15 protein-coding genes and 1 tRNA gene are annotated in these 17,465 nt (G+C 65.0%); 14 read left to right on the top strand and 2 right to left on the bottom strand.

Annotated elements, in window-relative coordinates:
- The 6 genes from ACU0AG_RS04870 to rnr all read left to right on the top strand — a co-directional run bounded on the left by ACU0AG_RS04870 (position 1) and on the right by rnr (position 8,875).
- Positions 1-1,632 (top strand): MFS transporter, encoded by a 1,632-nt coding sequence (locus tag ACU0AG_RS04870; protein WP_482781132.1) that lies wholly within the window; start codon positions 1-3, stop codon positions 1,630-1,632.
- On the top strand, positions 1,625-2,674 hold the full coding sequence (gene alr, locus ACU0AG_RS04865) for an alanine racemase (protein ID WP_482781131.1): 1,050 nt from the start codon (positions 1,625-1,627) through the stop codon (positions 2,672-2,674). Before ACU0AG_RS04870 ends, alr begins: the two co-directional genes overlap by 8 nt.
- 85 nt (positions 2,675-2,759) lie before the next feature.
- Positions 2,760-3,326 (top strand): polyhydroxyalkanoate synthesis repressor PhaR, encoded by a 567-nt coding sequence (gene phaR / locus ACU0AG_RS04860; protein ID WP_482781130.1) that lies wholly within the window; start codon positions 2,760-2,762, stop codon positions 3,324-3,326.
- A gap of 60 nt (positions 3,327-3,386) precedes the next feature.
- Positions 3,387-4,931 (top strand): aminoacyl--tRNA ligase-related protein, encoded by a 1,545-nt coding sequence (locus ACU0AG_RS04855; protein WP_482781129.1) that lies wholly within the window; start codon positions 3,387-3,389, stop codon positions 4,929-4,931.
- Between the two features lie 127 nt (positions 4,932-5,058).
- Positions 5,059-6,423 (top strand): M20/M25/M40 family metallo-hydrolase, encoded by a 1,365-nt coding sequence (locus ACU0AG_RS04850; protein ID WP_482781128.1) that lies wholly within the window; start codon positions 5,059-5,061, stop codon positions 6,421-6,423.
- A 124-nt stretch (positions 6,424-6,547) separates the two neighbouring features.
- The gene (gene rnr, locus ACU0AG_RS04845) at positions 6,548-8,875 is read left to right on the top strand and encodes a ribonuclease R (protein WP_482781127.1); all 2,328 of its coding nucleotides are present in this window, start codon (positions 6,548-6,550) and stop codon (positions 8,873-8,875) included.
- A 4-nt stretch (positions 8,876-8,879) separates the two neighbouring features.
- Here the strand turns inward: rnr and ACU0AG_RS04840 are convergent, their stop codons facing one another.
- Complete coding sequence (locus ACU0AG_RS04840; RefSeq protein ID WP_482781126.1) at positions 8,880-9,332, bottom strand: universal stress protein; 453 nt, start codon at positions 9,330-9,332, stop codon at positions 8,880-8,882.
- A gap of 151 nt (positions 9,333-9,483) precedes the next feature.
- Here ACU0AG_RS04840 and ACU0AG_RS04835 point away from each other — a divergent pair, with 151 nt between their 5' ends.
- Genes ACU0AG_RS04835 through ACU0AG_RS04805 form a run of 7 tightly spaced genes read left to right on the top strand, consistent with a single transcriptional unit; the run spans position 9,484 to position 16,070 of the window.
- Positions 9,484-10,893: a 2-oxo acid dehydrogenase subunit E2 gene (locus ACU0AG_RS04835; RefSeq protein ID WP_482781125.1), complete on the top strand. Its 1,410-nt coding sequence runs from the start codon at positions 9,484-9,486 to the stop codon at positions 10,891-10,893.
- Positions 10,893-11,564: a hypothetical protein gene (locus ACU0AG_RS04830; protein WP_482781124.1), complete on the top strand. Its 672-nt coding sequence runs from the start codon at positions 10,893-10,895 to the stop codon at positions 11,562-11,564. Before ACU0AG_RS04835 ends, ACU0AG_RS04830 begins: the two co-directional genes overlap by 1 nt.
- Complete coding sequence (locus tag ACU0AG_RS04825) at positions 11,557-11,955, top strand: acyl-CoA thioesterase (protein ID WP_482781123.1); 399 nt, start codon at positions 11,557-11,559, stop codon at positions 11,953-11,955. The genes ACU0AG_RS04830 and ACU0AG_RS04825 overlap by 8 nt, the downstream gene beginning before the upstream one ends.
- A gap of 2 nt (positions 11,956-11,957) precedes the next feature.
- Positions 11,958-13,367 carry a dihydrolipoyl dehydrogenase gene (gene lpdA / locus ACU0AG_RS04820; RefSeq protein WP_482781122.1) on the top strand — a complete coding sequence of 470 codons (1,410 nt, stop codon included), beginning with the start codon at positions 11,958-11,960 and terminating at the stop codon, positions 13,365-13,367.
- Positions 13,367-14,227 (top strand): class I SAM-dependent methyltransferase, encoded by an 861-nt coding sequence (locus ACU0AG_RS04815; RefSeq protein WP_482781121.1) that lies wholly within the window; start codon positions 13,367-13,369, stop codon positions 14,225-14,227. Before lpdA ends, ACU0AG_RS04815 begins: the two co-directional genes overlap by 1 nt.
- Before the next feature lie 31 nt (positions 14,228-14,258).
- Complete coding sequence (locus ACU0AG_RS04810) at positions 14,259-15,425, top strand: aspartyl/asparaginyl beta-hydroxylase domain-containing protein (protein WP_482781120.1); 1,167 nt, start codon at positions 14,259-14,261, stop codon at positions 15,423-15,425.
- A 27-nt stretch (positions 15,426-15,452) separates the two neighbouring features.
- Positions 15,453-16,070, top strand: coding sequence for a peptidase associated/transthyretin-like domain-containing protein (locus ACU0AG_RS04805; protein WP_482781119.1), 618 nt, complete (start codon positions 15,453-15,455; stop codon positions 16,068-16,070).
- Between the two features lie 11 nt (positions 16,071-16,081).
- Here the strand turns inward: ACU0AG_RS04805 and ACU0AG_RS04800 are convergent.
- Positions 16,082-16,171 (bottom strand) — tRNA-Ser (locus tag ACU0AG_RS04800).
- A gap of 207 nt (positions 16,172-16,378) precedes the next feature.
- Between ACU0AG_RS04800 and ACU0AG_RS04795 the strand changes: the two genes are divergently transcribed.
- Positions 16,379-17,431, top strand: coding sequence for a lytic murein transglycosylase (locus ACU0AG_RS04795; protein WP_482781118.1), 1,053 nt, complete (start codon positions 16,379-16,381; stop codon positions 17,429-17,431).
- The last annotated feature ends 34 nt before the right edge of the window (positions 17,432-17,465 follow it).

Below are 17,465 nucleotides of genomic sequence, written 5' to 3'. Positions count from 1 at the left end.
ATGGCAGAGGCGCAGGCGCTCGCTGACCGCGAGCCGTCCGAGAAGGAAATCCGGCTGGTTATCGGCGCATCATCCGCCGGCACCATCTTCGAGTGGTATGATTTCTTCATCTACGGCACGCTGGCCTACATCCTGAAGGACGCTTTCTACGCCACCGATAACGAGACTTTGGGACTGTTGCTGGTGTGGTCGACCTTCGCGGTCGGCTTTGCCTTCCGCCCGCTGGGCGCGGTGCTGTTCGGCTTTCTGGGGGACAGGCTGGGGCGCAAATATACCTTCCTTGTGACGGTCACGCTGATGGGGATTGCGACCGCCGGGGTGGGCCTGATCCCCACGGTCGATACCATCGGGATGGCCGCGCCGATCATCGTGATCCTGCTGCGCGTGATCCAGGGGCTGGCGCTTGGCGGCGAATATGGTGGCGCTGCGATCTATGTCGCCGAGCACGCCCCGCCCGAAAAGCGCGGCTTTTACACCAGCTTCATCCAGGCGAGCGTGGCGGGTGGTTTCGTGCTGTCGATCATCGTGGTGCTGGCCTGCCGCTTTCTGATCCCGGCGGATGCCTTTGCCGCATGGGGCTGGCGCGTGCCTTTCCTGTTGTCGATCATCCTGCTGCTGATTTCGCTGTGGATGCGGCTCAAGCTGTCGGAAAGCCCGGTGTTCCAGGCGATGAAGGCCGCTGGCGAGACTTCGGGTAATCCCTTTGTCGAAAGCATGACCTATCCCGGCAACCCCAAGCGGCTGTTTGTCGCGCTGTTCGGGATCACCGGCATCCTGACCACGATCTGGTACACCGCCTTCTTTTCGGGAATGAGCTTCCTGCGCGGGCCGATGCATGTCGATGATCTGACGGTGGAGCTGATCCTGCTGGTATCGGGCCTGATCGTGATGGGTTTCTATGTCATCATCGGCAAGTGGTCGGACAGAGTCGGGCGCAAGCGGCCGATCATCATCGGCGCGGCGGCGACGCTGGCGCTGCTGTTCCCGCTGTTCTGGCTGATGGGCAGCTTTGCCAACCCGCAGCTGGCCGAAGCGGCAGAGCGCACGCCGATCATCGTCAGCGGGCCGGAATGCCACACCGATCCTTTTGCCGAAATGTTCCAGCGCGAGCAGACCGATTGCGGCAAGGTGCTGGAGACGCTGACCGCGTCTGGCGTCGCCTATACTCTCACCCCCGGCGAGACCCTGAGCCTGACGGCCGGCGGCAATCCGGTTGCCATTGATCCGGCATGGCTGACCGATGGCGCTGCGCGGCGCAGCGGCATCCATGCAGCGCTGGGCCAATACGGGTTCGATTTCGCCAAGCAGCAACCGCCGTTTGCGAACATCATCGGCATTGTCGGCGTGTTGCTGGCGCTGGGGATGCTGTCCGCGCTGACCTATGGATCGGTCGCGGCGCTGCTGTCGGAGATGTTTCCGCCGCGCATCCGCTATTCCTCGATGTCGATCCCCTATCACATCGGCGCGGGCTATCTCGGCGGGTTCTTGCCGCTGATCGCGGGCGTGATCGTGGCGCGCACCGGGGATATCTATGCGGGGCTGTGGTACACCATGGCAGTGGTCGGCTTCGGCTTGCTGGTCGCATGGTGGGGCATTCCCGGCGGCCCACCGAGAGATTTTACCGATGACTGATCCCGCGCCGCCGCCGACGACGATGCGGCTGACGGTCGATACCACCGCCCTCGCGGCGAACTGGCAGGCGCTTGATGCCTTGTCGGGGAGTGGTTGCGCCGGAGCGGCGGTCAAGGCCGATTGCTACGGTCTGGGTGTCGACGCTTGCGTGCCGGTGCTGCGCGATGCGGGCTGCGGCACGTTCTTCGTCGCCCACTGGAGCGAGGTTGCCGCGGTTGCGCGCCACGTGCCGCCGGAACAGATCGCGGTGCTGCATGGCCCGCTGAGCGATGCCGATTGCGCCTATGCCCGCAGCACCGGCGCGGTGCCGGTGATCAACTCGCTTGAACAGGCCGAGCGCTGGAGCACCACGGGAGGCGGGCTTTGCCACCTGATGGTCGATACCGGGATCAACCGGCTCGGCATCGGCCCTGCCGAGACAAGCGATCCGCGCATCGCCGCGCTCGATATCGACATCCTGATGAGCCACCTCGCCAGCGCTGACGAGGACAGCGCGATGAACCAGCGCCAGTGGCGCACCTTTCGCGAGGTCGCCGCTGGCCTCGCCCCGCGCCGTCTCAGCCTCGCCAACAGCGCGGGGATCGCGCTGGGTCAGGATTTCGCCTTCGATCTTACCCGCCCGGGTATCGCGCTTTACGGCGGCGTGCCGCGAGCCGGGCTTGCAGGGGTGATCCGCCCCGTCGCCCGCGTCGAGGCGCAGGTGCTGCAATGCCGTCACATCGCGGCGGGCGAGGGCGTGGGCTACAATGCCGCCTTCATCGCCCGCAGCCCGATGCGGGTCGGCACGGTTTCGATGGGCTATGCCGATGGCTTCCTGCGCGCACGCGGGCCGGGCAATGCGCTGATGGCGGATGGGCACCGCCTGCCGATCCTCGGCAAGGTGTCGATGGATATGGTGGTGGTCGACCTGTCCGAGGCCCCCGGTCTTGCCGCGGGCGACTGGGCCGGAGTGCCGTGGGATATCAATGATGCTGCGCAGCAAAACGGGCTGACTGCCTATGAAATGCTGACCACGATCGGACGCCGGTTGCGCGGCAGCTGAGCTTTCTTCCCGGCGATGTTGCACCGCACCTTGTGCAAGTGCTAAGAGATGTAAACCGGGACAGAAAACACGGGGTCAAACAACAATGGTCGGCAGGGCGAAAGCGGCATCGGGTGAACCAGGCGATGCCATCATCATCAAGAAATACGCCAACCGGCGGCTCTACAATACTGCGTCTTCCAGCTACATCACGCTCGAAGACCTCGCCAAAATGGTGCGCGAGAATGTCGAGTTTCAGGTGCTCGACGCCAAGAGCGGGGACGACATCACCCATTCGATCCTGACCCAGATCATCATGGATGAGGAAGCCAACGGCGAACAGATGCTGCCTGTCAGCTTTTTGCGCCAGCTGATCGGCATGTACGGCAATTCGATGCAGGCGCTGATGCCGTCCTATCTCGAAGCCAGCATGGCCAATTTCCGTGAAAACCAGTCGAAGATCCGCGAAGCCTTTGAAAAGGGCATCAGCGCCACGCCCTTTGCCGCGATCCACGAAACCAACATGGCCATGATGCGCGCCGCGGCCGATGTGTTCATGCCCGGCGTGGCCAAGCCCAAGGCAAAGGCTCCGACCCCGCCCTCCGACGAGCTCGCGAGCCTGCGCGAACAGATGGCCGCGATGCAAAAGAAGCTGGACGAACTCGGCAAATAGCGCAATCGGGGCGCGCTTTGCGGCGCGTGCCGCGCAACTCCAGTCAGAAAGCCAATCGCCGTGTCCCAGATCCGCCACGCGCTCACCGTCAAGCGCGAAGACGACTTCGCCAAGTGGTATCAGGAAGTCATCAGTGCCGCCGACCTCGCCGAGGAATCGGGGGTGCGCGGGTGCATGGTGATCAAGCCGTGGGGCTATGGCATCTGGGAACGCATCCAGCGCTTGATGGACGACCGGATCAAGGCCGCGGGCGTGCAGAACTGCTATTTCCCGCTGTTCATCCCGCTCGCCAATTTCACCCGCGAGGCCGAGCATGTCGAGGGTTTCGCCAAGGAAATGGCGGTCGTCACCCACCACCGGCTGATTGCAGACGGGAAGGGCGGGCTGATTCCCGATCCCGAGGCCAAGCTGGAAGAGCCGCTGGTGGTGCGCCCCACTTCGGAAACGATCATCGGCGATGCCATGGCGCGCTGGGTGCAGTCGTGGCGCGATCTGCCGCTGCTGACGAACCAGTGGGCCAACGTCGTGCGCTGGGAAATGCGCACCCGCATGTTCCTGCGCACCAGCGAGTTCCTCTGGCAGGAAGGCCACACCGCACACGAAACCCGCGAAGATGCGCTCGCCGAAACCCACCGTGCGCTGGAAATGTACCGCGCCTGTGCCGAAGATGATCTCGCGCTGCCCGTGATCGCGGGCGAAAAGCCGGAGAACGAGCGTTTCCCCGGCGCGGTCGAAACCTGGTCGATCGAGGCGATGATGCAGGACGGCAAGGCGTTGCAGGCCGGCACCTCGCACTATCTCGGCACCAATTTCGCCCATGCCGCGGGCATCCAGTATCAGGACCGCGAAGGCAGCCAGCAATATTGCCACACCACCAGCTGGGGCGTGTCGACGCGGCTGATCGGCGGGGTGATCATGACCCATGGCGATGACGATGGCCTGCGCGTGCCGCCCGCGATCGCGCCGCAGCAGATCATCATCATTCCGATGCTGCGCGAAGCACCGGAAGATGCCGAACTGATCGCCTATTGCGAGACTGTGCGCGCCGCGCTGGCTGCGCAGGCCGCGCTGGGCGAGCGGGTGCGTGTGCTGCTTGATGTGAAGCCCGGCAAGGCGGCTGCCAAGCGCTGGGACTGGGTCCGCAAGGGCGCGCCCGTCATCATCGAGGTCGGCCCCCGCGACATGGCCGAAGGCAAGATCGCCGTGCTGCGCCGCGACCAGTTGTGGAATGCCGCCAACGGCAAGCCCGCCTTCACCTATCCCCAGCATGCCGATTTCGTGGCCGAGGCCGGCGCGGTTCTCGAAGCGATCCAGCAGGGCCTTTATGAAGAGGCCCGTGCGCGGCGCGATGCCAACATTACCCGCGGGGTGAGCAAGTGGCAGGCCGTGGTCGATCACTTCGAAAAGGGCGGAAAATATCCCGGCTGGGTCGAAGTCGAGTGGGCCAAGCCGACCGGCGCGGCGCTTGAAGCCGTGGTCGAGAAGCTGAAGGCGGTAAAGCTCACAATCCGCAACGTGCCGCGTGGCGGTGACGCGACCACCGGCACCTGCATCTTCACCGGCGAGCCTGCGATCGAGCGCATTCTGGTGGCGCGGGCTTACTAAACGCCACGTCGCCCCGTGCTTGACATGGGGCTTGGCTCTCTTCGTCGCAAGAAATGCCAAGCCCCGGCTTCGGGGCCGGGGCGACGAGGGATTGTAACGGACCGTGCTTTCCCGCTAACCAAGCGGCATGCGCAAACTGATGCTCCTCACCGCCCTCGTGGCCGCCCCGCTCGCCGCCCAAACCCACCCTGCCGACAATGTCTCGCAGCAGCGACTCAAGGCGGACGTTGAAAAGCTGGTCAGCTTCGGCACCCGCCACACCCTCTCCTCGCAGACCGACCCCAAGCGCGGGATCGGCGCGGCGGTGGATTGGGGGCTTGAGGAATTCCGGCGCATCGGCGCGACATGCGGCGGCTGCCTTGAGGTGCTGCCCGTGGGCGAGACCGTCACCGGCCCGCGCGTCCCCACGCCGACCCTCGTTCGCAACGCCGTCGCCATCCAGCGCGGCGGCGAGCGCCCCAACGAAGTCGTGATCGTGCAGGGCCATATCGACAGCCGCGTTTCCGACGTGATGGACGCGACCTCCGACGCGCCCGGCGCCAATGACGACGGGAGCGGCACCGCGCTGGTTATCGAAGCAGCGCGGGTGCTGTCCGGCACGAAGTATCCCGCCACCATCATCTACGCCCTGCTTTCGGGCGAGGAGCAGGGCCTGCACGGCGGGCGCATCCTTGCCGATTGGGCCGAGCGCCAGGGCTTTACCGTGAAGGCGGTGCTCAACAACGACATCGTCGGCAATTCCTGCGGCAAGGACGGCTATTGCGAACCGAAGATCGTGCGCGTCTTCTCCGAAGGCCCGCGTGCCGATCTCACCGAGCGCCTGCGTGCTGCCGCGACGCGGTTCGGGGGCGAAAACGACACGCCCTCGCGCAACCTGTCGCGCTGGGTGGCGGGGCTGGCCGAGAAGCACGCCGACGAAATGCAGGTCCGCCAGATCTGGCGCACCGACCGCATGGGACGCGGCGGGGATCAGGTGCCGTTCCTCCAGAAGGGCTACCCCGCGATCCGCTTCTCCGTCGGGGTCGAGGATTACGACCACCAGCATCAGGACCTGCGCACCGAAGACGGCGTGTTCTACGGCGACACCATCGAGGAGATGGATTTCGACTATCTCGCCGGGGTGACGAAGCTGAACGTGCGCGCGCTCGACGCGCTCGCGCGCGCGCCGATGCCGCCCAAGGTGACGGTTGATGCGGCGGTGCGGGTGGACACCGAGCTCAAGTGGAAGGCTGTGCCGGGCGCACAGGTCTATTCGGTTGCCACGCGTGCCACCGACGCGCCAGACTGGGGCGAGGATGTCGCGCTGGTCTATATCGACGGCCCCAAGGAAGCGAACGACGCCGCTGCCGCCGAGGGACGCGAGTTCAGCCACATTAAAAAGCTGCGCGGCGATGACTGGATGTTCGGCGTGGCGGCCTGTGCCGGGATGTATTGTTCGCCCGTCTCCAGCGCCGTCCCCGGCGGGGCTTTCGAGCCGGTGGGGAAGGAATAAGCTCCGTTCGCCTCGAGCGTAGTCGAGAGGCCACTTGGCGCAGCGTGTCTCGACTTCGCTCGACACGAACGGGTTGGGAGAATAGGGCTACGCCATGCCCAAGCCCCCCAAACTCCCCCAAGGTATGCCGACCGCGAGCCAAGTGCTCGACTTCATCCAGTCTTCCGACATTCCCGCCGGCAAGCGCGAGATCGCCAAGGCCTTCGGGCTGAAGGGGCAGGAGAAGATCAAGCTCAAGGCCCTGCTCAAGGACATGGCCGAGGATGGGTTGATCGACGGCAAGAAGAGCGCCTTCCACCGCATGGGCGGGGTGCCCAAGGTCACGACGCTCAGGATCGTCGATGTCGACGACGGGGATCTGATCGCCGAGCCCGACAACTGGGACCCGGAAGCCCCCGGCAAACCGCCGCGCCTCACCATCCGCGAGCCGCGTCCCAAGCCCGGCGTAAAGCGCCCGCCCGCCCTGAAGCGCGGCGACCGCGTGCTCGCCCGCACCGAGGAGACCGACACGGGCTGGCGCGCCCATGTAATGAAGAAGCTGCCCTCGCGCACCGAGGGGCTGATGGGCGTGGTCGAGATCGACAAGACCGGCAAGGCGTGGCTCGCGCCGGTGGACAAGCGCGTGCGCCAATCCACCCCCATCGCCGACCGCGGCGAGGCCGAAGCGGGTCAGCTGGTGATCGCCGAACGCGTGGGCCGGTCCGAACGCGCAGGCGTGAAAGTGGTCGAGGTGATCGGCGATCCGCTCGCTCCGCGATCCTTCAGCATGATCGCGATTGCCAAGCACGGCATTCCGCACATTTTTCCTGACGAGGTGCTTGAAGAAGCGCCGCGTGCTGCGAAGCTCAAGCTGTCCGACAAGGCACGCGAAGACCTCCGCCACCTCCCCATCGTCGCCATCGACCCCGCCGACGCGCGCGACCACGATGACGCGATCTGGGCCGAGCCGGACGGGCAGGGCGGGTTCAACGCGCTCGTCGCCATTGCCGATGTGAGCTTCTACGTCCGCCCCGGCTCTGCGCTTGACCGCGAGGCGCGCAAGCGCGGCAATTCGGTCTATTTCCCCGACCGCGTGGTGCCGATGCTGCCCGAGGTTCTGAGCGCCGACGTCTGCTCGCTCAAGGAGGGCGAAGACCGCGCCGCGATGGCCTGTCATCTGCACATCAATGCCGATGGCAAGGTCAGCAGTTTCCGCTTTACCCGTGCGCTCGTGCGGATTGCGCACAATATCGCTTACGAAGATGCGCAAGCGATCATTGATGGAGACATCCGTTCGCCTCGAGCGAAGTCGAGAGGCCAAGACGAGGGTGTCTCGACTGCGCTCGACACGAGCGGCGACGTGGCGGGGATTCTCGGCAACCTCTGGGCGGCATGGAAGGCGCTCGCCGATGCGCGCCATGCCCGCGATCCGCTCGAACTCGAACTGCCCGAACGCCGCGTGGTGCTCGACGAACAGGGCCGGATTGCCGAAATCGCGATCCGCGAGCGGCTCGATGCGCACCGTGTGGTCGAGGATTTCATGATCGCCGCCAACGTCGCGGCGGCCAAGGCGCTGGAGGCGAAGACGGCGCCGGTGGTCTACCGCATCCACGAACCGCCGAGCCGCGAGAAGCTGATCGCCCTGCGCGATTACCTAGCAACGATGGGCAAGAAACTGGCTCTGGGGCAGGTGGTGACGCCGGGCCTGTTCAACCGGATGCTCAAGGACATCTCCGACGAGGCCGAAAAGGCGCTGGTGATGGAGGCGGTGCTGCGCAGCCAGACGCAGGCCTATTACGGCCCCGCCAATGCCGGACATTTCGGGTTGTCGCTGGGCAGCTACGCGCACTTCACCTCGCCGATCCGGCGCTATTCCGATCTGCTGGTGCACCGCGCGCTGGTGGATGCCTACAAGCTCGAACAGCCCGCTCCGCCCGGTTCGATCCCGGCCACCTCCGGCCTGTCGGACCGCGACCGCGCCAGCCTTCAGCAGGTCTCGGACGCGATCAGCCAGACCGAGCGGCGCGCGATGGAGGCCGAACGCGACACCATCGATCGCTATGTAGCGGCGTGGCTTTCAGGCCGGGTGGGCGAGGTGTTCGACACCCGCATCACCGGCGTGCAGGCCTTCGGCTTCTTCGCCACCATCGTCGGGCTGGGCGGCGACGGGCTGGTGCCGATCTCGACGCTGGGCGGCGAGTATTTCCGCCACGATGAAGCCGCGCAGGCGCTGGTCGGTTCGGACAGCGGCACGACCTATGCCAGCGGCGACCGGCTGAAGCTGAAACTCGCCGAAGCCAATCCGCTCACCGGGGCGCTGAAGTTCGTCCTGCCCGATGCCGACACAGGCCGGATCGAACCACGGGGTACACGCCCTGACGATCGCAATCGCGGGCCGAAAAAGGCGGGCAAGTTCATGGTCGGCAAGCGCGGACGCCCCGGCAATATCCGCCATCAGGGGCGCAAGAAGTGATCCTTCACGCCAGCAAGGCGTTGGCGCTCTCGTCGTAATCGGCGGGGATGATGTAGAGCGGGCAGGGGAGCGATCCGGCAGCGACCGAGAAATGCGTCACCAGCGGTCCGGGATTGCTGCCCTTGGCCGCGCCCAGCACCAGCGCGGCGACTTCCTTGTGATCGGCAAGGAATTCGCTGACGATCTTCTGCCCCTGCCCGATCTTGACCGAGATGGTCGGCATGATCCCGCTTTCCGCCAGCAGATTGCCCGCAACGCCATGGGCGAGCATTTCGGCGCGGTCGCGTGCCTCGGCCTCGATCGTCGCCTGTACCGCACCGAAAGCGCTGAAGTTCTGCTGCGGGACCAGCGCCAGCAGGTGCACCGCTCCGCCCACCGCCACAGCCCGGCGCGCGGCATAGCGCAAGGCGGCGGTCGCCTCCTCGCTTTCGTCGATGATGACCAGAAAAGTGCGCATGATTGTCAGGCCCCGTTACCCGCGGGGGTATCAATGCATTCGTATGGATTGGCAAGTCCTGCGCACTTTCGCCCGATTCAGCCCCTTGCCCGACGCTAGGGAATTGGCCAGAGACAGCCCCAAGGATCGACAACGGGAGTTACCACGGATCATGGCCATCGACATCAGGATGCCGGCTTTGTCGCCCACCATGGAAGAAGGCACGCTGGCGCGCTGGCTGGTCAAGGTGGGGGATACGGTATCATCGGGCGACGTGATGGCCGAGATCGAGACCGACAAGGCGACGATGGAGTTCGAAGCGGTCGATGAAGGCGTGATCGCCGAGATCCTGATCGGCGAAGGCAGCGAAGGCGTTAAGGTCGGCGCGGTGATCGCCCGCCTTGCGGTCGAGGGCGAGGAAGCCGCACCTGCTCCGGCACCTGCCGCCGAGGCGCCCGCCGCAGAAGGCCCTGCCGCCACCCCGACTGCACGCAAGCTCGCCGAAGTGAACGGCATCGATCTTGGCAGCCTCACCGGCACCGGCCCCAAGGGCAAGATCACCAAGGAAGATGTCGAGAGCGCAATCGTCAAGGCTGGCGGCGCAATTACACCTGCCCCGGCGCATGTCGCTGCCCCCGCGGCCGCAGCCGCTCCGGCCGCATCGGGTGAGCGCATCATCGCCTCGCCGCTCGCCAAGCGGATTGCGGCGGACAAGGGCATCGATCTGGCTCTTGTGAAGGGCACCGGCCCCAATGGCCGCATCGTCAAGGAGGATGTCGAGGCCTTCACCCCCGCTGCTGCGGCTCCCGCTCCGGCTCAGGCTGCAAGTGCCCCGGCTCCCGTTGCCACCCCCGCACCGGCGGCTGGCCCCAGCCTCGGCGGCGATCTCGATGCGCCTTACGAGGCGGTCAAGCTCAACAATGTCCGCAAGGTCATCGCCCGCCGCCTGACCGAGGCCAAGCAGACCATCCCGCACATCTACCTCACGGTCGATATCCGCCTTGATGCGCTGCTCAAGCTGCGCGGGGAATTGAACAAATCGCTTGAAGCAGACGGCGTGAAGCTGTCGGTCAACGACCTGCTGATCAAGGCGCTCGCCCGCGCATTGCAGCGCGTGCCCAAGTGCAATGTCAGCTTCCAGGGCGACACGCTGCTGCAATTCACGAGGGCGGATATCTCGGTCGCGGTGGCCGCGCCTTCGGGCCTCATCACCCCGATCATCCGCGACGCGGGCCGCAAGGGCCTTGCCGAGATCAGCACAGAGATGAAGGCGCTGGCGAACAAGGCCAAGGACGGCAAGCTGCAACCGCACGAATTCCAGGGCGGCACGGCGAGCCTCTCCAACCTCGGCATGTTCGGAACCAAGCAGTTCGACGCGGTGATCAACCCGCCGCAGGCGATGATCCTCGCGGTCGGCGCGGGCGAGCAGCGTCCGTGGGTCGAGGACGGCCAGATCGTCCCCGCCACCGTCATGAGCGCCACCGGCAGCTTCGACCACCGCGCCATCGACGGCGCAGACGGCGCGCAGCTGATGGAGGCGCTGAAGAGCCTCGTCGAAAACCCGATGGGGCTGGTGGTGTGATGGCTATAGATTGGTCTGCAACGGGTACAATGCTTACAGGGATTGGTACGGTTGGGAGTACCATAGCCATTGTTATTGCGGCAATACTCGGCCGAAACGCAGCGTCAAATTATGGAGAGCAAAAGCAATCTGAGAGAGAAATGGACTACGCGGAACGTGCACTTGCGTCGGCCTATAAGCTTGAATCGGCCTTGGATGCGATAAGAAGTCCATTTTCTAGTGGTACGGAGTTGCAGAACTCAGAGGCCGAACTCTCAGACCAAGAGTGGTTTAAGGCCCTTGCCGATCCAAAACGAAAGCAGACCATCCAAGCGAATGTTTTTTATCAGCGTATGAGGCGCTTCGATCCTGAATTTGATGAGGCTGCGTCACTACTCCCCTTCGTACGAGCATACTTTGGTGAAAAAGCTGAAGCATCTCTAGCTCAAATTATTCGAGCTCGCCAAACTGTACGAATTTACGCCGATGCATATGCGGAGGATAACTACAAAGACCCTGATTATTCCCAAGAAATTCGCTCCAATATTTGGAGGGGTTTCTCTCAAAAGAAGGAAGATCCTGTTCGGTCAAGTATTGAAGCGGCGATAAGAGAGCTTGAGGGAATTCTGACACCTATTGTTCGAAAGAGTGTGCGATCACAAAGACCAACAATCGCAAAGCAAGATGCCTGACCGCTCCCCCCTCATCCGCGTCACCGCCATGCCCGCCGACACCAACCCCTATGGCGGGGTGTTCGGCGGGTGGCTGATGGCGCAGATGGCCCTTGGTGCAGGGTCGCTCGCGAGCCGCGTGGGGCAGGGCAAGGCGGTGGTCGTTGCTGCAACCGACTTCGCCTTTCCGGGCGCAATGGCGGTGGGGGACGAGCTCAGCGTCTATTGCGACGTCCTCGCCACCGGCACCACCTCGCTCACAATCACCGCCGAGGCCATCGCGCGCGAGCGCAATGGCGAGGCGACGCAGCAAGTCGCACGCGGCACCTTCAAATTCGTTCTGATCGGCGAGGATGGCCGCCCGCGGGCGCTGCTTGCCAATCCCACACTTCTCCTCCCCAAGGATGACTGACAATGGCTACTGAATATGACGTGATCGTGCTCGGCTCCGGCCCCGGCGGCTATGTCGCAGCGATCCGCTGCGCGCAGCTGGGCCTCAAGACCGCGATTGTCGAGCGCGAGAACCTCGGCGGTATCTGTCTCAACTGGGGCTGCATCCCGACCAAGGCGATGCTGCGCTCGGCCGAGATCTTCCATTACATGCAGCACGCGGGCGATTATGGCCTTGTCGCAAAGGGCATCGAGGCGGACCTCGCCGCCATCGTCAAGCGCAGCCGCGGGGTGGCCAAGCAGCTCAATCAGGGCATCGGTCACCTGATGAAGAAGAACAAGATTGCCGTGCACATGGGCACCGGGACGCTCACCGGCGCGACCAGCCTGACGGTCACGGGCGAAAAGGGCGAGGAAGCCCTGTCGGCCAAGCACATCATCGTCGCCACCGGCGCGCGCGCCCGCGATCTGCCGTTTGCGCCTGCTGACGGAAAGCGGGTGTGGACCTATCGCCACGCCATGACCCCCACCGAACTGCCCTCCAAGCTGCTGGTGATCGGATCGGGCGCGATCGGGATCGAATTTGCCAGTTTCTACAATGACCTCGGCTCCGAGGTAACCGTGGTGGAAATGCTCGACCGGATTGTGCCGGTGGAGGATGCGGACGTCTCGACCTTTCTTGAAAAGAGCCTCAAGAAGCAGGGTATCACCATCATGACCGGCGCCGGAGTGGAGGCGATCAAGGTCTCGGACACCGGCATCACTGCCACCATCAAGGACAAGGCGGGCAAGAGCGCGACCAGCGATTTCAGCCACGTGATCGTCGCCATCGGCATCGTCCCCAATACCGAGAATATCGGGCTTGAAGGCCTCGCCGACATGGATCGCGGATTTATCCAGATCGACCCCTATGGCCGCACCAAGTCCAAGGGCCTGTGGGCCATCGGCGATTGCACACCGGGGCCGTGGCTGGCGCACAAGGCGAGCCATGAAGGCGTGACCTGCGCCGAGGCCATCGCGGCAGAGATGGGCAACACCGAAGTCCACCCGCACCCGCTCAATCGCAACAACATCCCCGGCTGCACCTATTGCCGCCCGCAGATCGCGTCGGTCGGCCTGACCGAAGCCAAGGCCAGGGAGGCCGGTTACGAGGTCAAGGTCGGCAACTTCCCCTTCATCGGCAACGGCAAGGCCATCGCGCTGGGCGAGGCGGAGGGCTTCATCAAGACCGTATTCGACGCGAAGACCGGCGAACTGCTCGGCGCGCACATGGTCGGCGCGGAAGTGACCGAGCTGATCCAGGGCTACACCGTCGGCAAGACGCTGGAGACAACCGAGGCGGAACTGATGCAGACTGTCTTCCCGCACCCGACGCTGAGCGAGATGATGCATGAAAGCGTGCTCGACGCCTATGGCCGGGCGCTGCACTTCTGATGGGCAGCGAGGCACCCGAGGCGCTGAAGGGCGAAGACTGGGCGGGCGAGATGGGTGCGCGCTGGCTCGCCAGCCTTGACCGCTTCGAAGGCATGATCGCCCCCATCGGCGCCGCGCTGCTCGATCGCGCAGCATATCAACCGGGCGAGCGCGTGCTCGATCTCGGTTGCGGCGGCGGGGCGACCACGCTCGCCATCGCCGAAGCGGTGGGGCCGGAAGGCGCGGCGCTCGGCCTCGATGTGGCGCCGATGCTGGTCGAACGGGCATCGGCGCGCGCCGCCGAGACCGGCAGCACGGCGCGTTTCGTGTGCGCCGACGCGGCCACAGCGCGGCTGGATGAACCACCCTTCGACCGGTTGTTCTCGCGCTTCGGCTCGATGTTCTTTCCCGAACCTGTGCAAGCCTTCGCCAACCTGCGCGGCATGCTGAAGCCGGGTGCGCGGATCGATCTCGCCGTGTGGGCGGCCCCGCGCGACAATCTGTGGATGATGGAGGTGATGGGCGTGGCCCGTCGCCATGTCGAAATCCCGCCCGCCGTGCCGCGCGCACCGGGTCCTTTCGCATTCGAAGACCTCGGGTACCTTGAAGAGGTGCTGACCGGCGCAGGCTTTGCCGGCATGGATGTGGCAACCTACCAGGGGCAGCAACCGGTCGGCGGTGCGGGGGCAACGCCTCAAGAAGCGACCGACTTCGTGCTGGCATCGATGGCAGTGGGCCGGGTGCTGGAGGAACAGGGCGCCGGCGTGCAGCAGGCTGCGCGTGACGATCTGCTGGCGCTGTTCACCGCGAACCACCGTGAAGGCGAAGGCGTGATGCTGGCCTGCAAGGTGTGGCTGGTAACCGCGCAAGCCGTAGCTTGAAATCCCGCCCGATTGGGCACATGCCTGCGCCATGACGACGCCCGATCCTGCCATGGAACAGCGCATTCAGGCTGCCGATGCCGCTTTGGCCGCGGGCAATGCCGCGCAGGCACGGGCAATTCTGGAGCAGGTCGCGCAAAGCGAGCCCCAGTCTCCCGCCTTCTGGCAACGGCTCGCCACGGTGCGCCAGATGTCGGGCATGGCGGTCAAGGCGCTGGAAGCGATCGACCGGGCGCTGGCGCTGGCCCCGCTCGATTTCATGAACCTGCTGATGCGGGCGCGGATGCTTGATCAGGCCGGGCATCCGGAAGCGGGCGAGGCGTATGGCCGGGCGCTGGCGCAGGCCCGCCCCGATCCGCTGCCGCCGATGCTGGCGCAAGCCATCGCCCGCGCCGAGACCTTGTGGGCCGAACACCAGCAGGGTCTGGAACGCCGCCTCAACGCCGCCGTGGAGGCCTGCGGCGCCGACCTGACGCCGGCAGAGCGCCGCCGCGCCGCGCGCCTCGCCAGCAACATCACCCACCGCACCCGCGCCTATCATTCGGAGGCCACCCACTTCCAGTATCCGGGCCTGCGCGAAGCGGAGTTCCACGACCGCGAATTGTTCCCGTGGATGGGCGAACTTGAAGGCCTGCTCGGCGACATCCGCACCGAGATGGACCGCGTCGCCAATGCGCCCGACGCCGCACTGGTTCCTTACGTCAAATATGGCGAAAGCGAACCGCTCGCCCAATGGCGCGAACTCAACCACAATCGCGACTGGACGGCGATCCACCTGATCGAACGCGGCCAGACCGTGGCTGCCAATGCCGCTCATTGCCCGGTCACGATGGAGTTCCTCGGGCGGATGGATCAGCCTGCGATTGCCGGCTGCGCGGCCAATGCGATGTTTTCGCTCCTGGCGCCGCGCACCCACATTCCCCCGCATGTCGGCGTCGCCAATTTCCGCCTGCTGTGTCACTTGCCGCTGATCGTGCCGGACCGCTGCTGGTTCCGCGTGGGCGCGGACACGCGGGATTTTGCCGAAGGGCAGGCATGGGTGTTCGACGACACGATCGAGCACGAGGCCAAGAACGAGACCGATCGGCTCCGCGTGATCCTGATTTTCGACCTGTGGCATCCCGATTTGTCACCGGCGGAGCGCGAGGCCATAACCGCCACAGTTTCGGCGGCGGCGATGCCGGTGGGGGCGTTGTAGCCGGCAGGCTCAAAAAGGGGAGTGGGCATGTCCGATCTTTATGTGAAGTTTCCCAAGCTCTGCGCCGAGCCGTGGGAGGCGATGAGCCCGCAAGGCTGCAACCGGCACTGCGCAACGTGCGACAAGATCATTCACGATCTCGAACAGATGACGGCCGAAGACGCGGAACACCTGCTCGCCAGCGAGGCCGAGTTATGTGTTCGCGCCAAGGTGGCGCCCGGCGGCGCGATTGCACTCAAGCCTGCGAAAACCGGTGCGGCTCGCCAGATCATGGTCGCTGCGGGCGCGACGCTGGCACTGGCAACCGCCGCATGCCAGACTGTGCCGGACAATGGCGAACCGCGTTACCGGGTCACCGGCAAGTTCGCGTCCAAAGACTATTACTACGCGGCCGAACTGACATCGTCCGATGGCCGCAAATGGCCCAAGCGGCGCGAACCGGGCACCGGCCGCTTCATCTTCGACAACCTGCCGCCCGGCACCTACGAACTGTCAACCCGCGGCTATTGCGAAGGGCGCCAGGTGCTTGAGACCATCACGATCACGGATGCATCGGTAGAAGTCGCCAGGACCGGCCCCGAACTTGAAGAGAACTGCATCATCATCGGGGTGATGGTCCCGGCCGAACCGCCGCGACGCGGCTAGCGGAGGGCCGGTGGCGGACAGGGTGGGATTCGAACCCACGGTAGGCTTGCACCTACGGCGGTTTTCAAGACCGCTGCCTTAAACCACTCGGCCACCTGTCCTATCACGCGGCTGGCTAGCGCCAGACGGCGGTATTGTCACCTGCGGTGACGTCTCCGGCGCTGATCGCGCCTCCGACTCCAAGACCGCTGCCTTAAACCACTCGGCCACCTGTCCGCGTCGGTTCGCCGCATTAGCCAGACTTTACGCCCAAGTCATCCCGTTTCGGTTGTTGGGTATTCACGCAAGGTGTGACATCTCTTGCTGCGATGATTCCCCGCTTTTTCCCTGCCGCTGCCCTGATTGTGCTCGCCTTTTCGATTGCGGGAGCCTCCCCGGCTTCAGCGCCAGCAGCGGCTCAGGCGGTGTCGGCCGACGGGCTGGCGTTCGATGCCTACCTCGAACTGCTCAAGGCACGCGCCCGCGGCGAAGGGGTTTCGGAGAGCACCATCGAACGCATGACTGCCGGGCTCACCCCCAATCCGCGCGTGATCCGGCTCGATCAGAACCAGCCCGGCAGTGCCACAACCCGCGGCTATCCGCCGATGGCGAACTACATCGCGACCCATGTGGATGCGGCGCGGATCGGCGGGGGACGGGCGGTCTATGCCCAGCACCGCGATCTGCTTGCCCGGATCGAGCGCGAGTATGGCGTGCCGGGCGAGATTATCGTCGCCATTTTCGGGCACGAGACCAGCTACGGCCGGGTGAAGGGCGATTTCGATCTGGCCCGCAGCCTCGCCACGCTGGCATGGGAAGGCCGCAGGCGCGAGCTGTTCGCCAGCGAATTTGTCGCGCTGATGAAGATTGCAGATAAGGGTTTTGACCGGTCGCAGCTGGTCGGTAGCTATGCCGGGGCTTTCGGCAATCCGCAGTTCCTGCCCAGCGTCTATCTGCGCCTTGCCACTGACGGCGACGGTGACGGGCGAGCGGATATCTTCAGCAACCGCGCCGACACATTCGCCTCGGTCGCCAACTATTTCCGCGATGCCGGGTGGCGGCCGGGCCAACCCTGGGGCGTGCGGGCCGCCGTGCCTGTCGGCTTCGATATCTCTCCCTATCGCTCGCGGCTGGTCTCGCCGGTTTGCCCGCGGGTGCACGAACGGCTCAGCCGCTGGATGACCGTGGCCGAATGGCGGGCCGCCGGCGTATCGGCACAGGGCGGGCTGGCCGATGACGTCATGGTGTCATTCTTCCAGCCCGATGGCCCCGGCACCCCCGCCTGGCTGCTGACCGGCAATTATCGCGCCATCCTCGAATATAACTGTTCGAGCTACTACGCACTCAGCGTCGGTCTGCTGGCTGACGAAATCGTGAACTGAACCCAGCACCGCCTCGCCAAGGGATGGGCCTGCG

Source organism: Erythrobacter sp. RANMB8 (assembly GCF_056848235.1).
Note: the sequence above shows the minus strand (reverse complement) of the source record. Positions and strands in the feature narration are given on the sequence as shown.

Bases quoted from the DNA above. Each gene is read 5' to 3' on its own strand.
- ACU0AG_RS04870 (WP_482781132.1), top strand. From the start codon at position 1: ATGGCAGAGGCGCAGGCGCTCGCTGACCGCGAGCCGTCCGAGAAGGAA.
- ACU0AG_RS04830 (WP_482781124.1), top strand. From the start codon at position 10,893: ATGGCTATAGATTGGTCTGCAACGGGTACAATGCTTACAGGGATTGGT.
- ACU0AG_RS04850 (WP_482781128.1), top strand. From the start codon at position 5,059: ATGCGCAAACTGATGCTCCTCACCGCCCTCGTGGCCGCCCCGCTCGCC.
- ACU0AG_RS04805 (WP_482781119.1), top strand. From the start codon at position 15,453: ATGTCCGATCTTTATGTGAAGTTTCCCAAGCTCTGCGCCGAGCCGTGG.
- alr (WP_482781131.1), top strand. From the start codon at position 1,625: ATGACTGATCCCGCGCCGCCGCCGACGACGATGCGGCTGACGGTCGAT.
- ACU0AG_RS04825 (WP_482781123.1), top strand. From the start codon at position 11,557: ATGCCTGACCGCTCCCCCCTCATCCGCGTCACCGCCATGCCCGCCGAC.
- ACU0AG_RS04810 (WP_482781120.1), top strand. From the start codon at position 14,259: ATGACGACGCCCGATCCTGCCATGGAACAGCGCATTCAGGCTGCCGAT.
- ACU0AG_RS04815 (WP_482781121.1), top strand. From the start codon at position 13,367: ATGGGCAGCGAGGCACCCGAGGCGCTGAAGGGCGAAGACTGGGCGGGC.
- ACU0AG_RS04795 (WP_482781118.1), top strand. From the start codon at position 16,379: ATGATTCCCCGCTTTTTCCCTGCCGCTGCCCTGATTGTGCTCGCCTTT.
- ACU0AG_RS04840 (WP_482781126.1), bottom strand. From the start codon at position 9,332: ATGCGCACTTTTCTGGTCATCATCGACGAAAGCGAGGAGGCGACCGCC.
- ACU0AG_RS04835 (WP_482781125.1), top strand. From the start codon at position 9,484: ATGGCCATCGACATCAGGATGCCGGCTTTGTCGCCCACCATGGAAGAA.
- rnr (WP_482781127.1), top strand. From the start codon at position 6,548: ATGCCGACCGCGAGCCAAGTGCTCGACTTCATCCAGTCTTCCGACATT.
- phaR (WP_482781130.1), top strand. From the start codon at position 2,760: ATGGTCGGCAGGGCGAAAGCGGCATCGGGTGAACCAGGCGATGCCATC.
- lpdA (WP_482781122.1), top strand. From the start codon at position 11,958: ATGGCTACTGAATATGACGTGATCGTGCTCGGCTCCGGCCCCGGCGGC.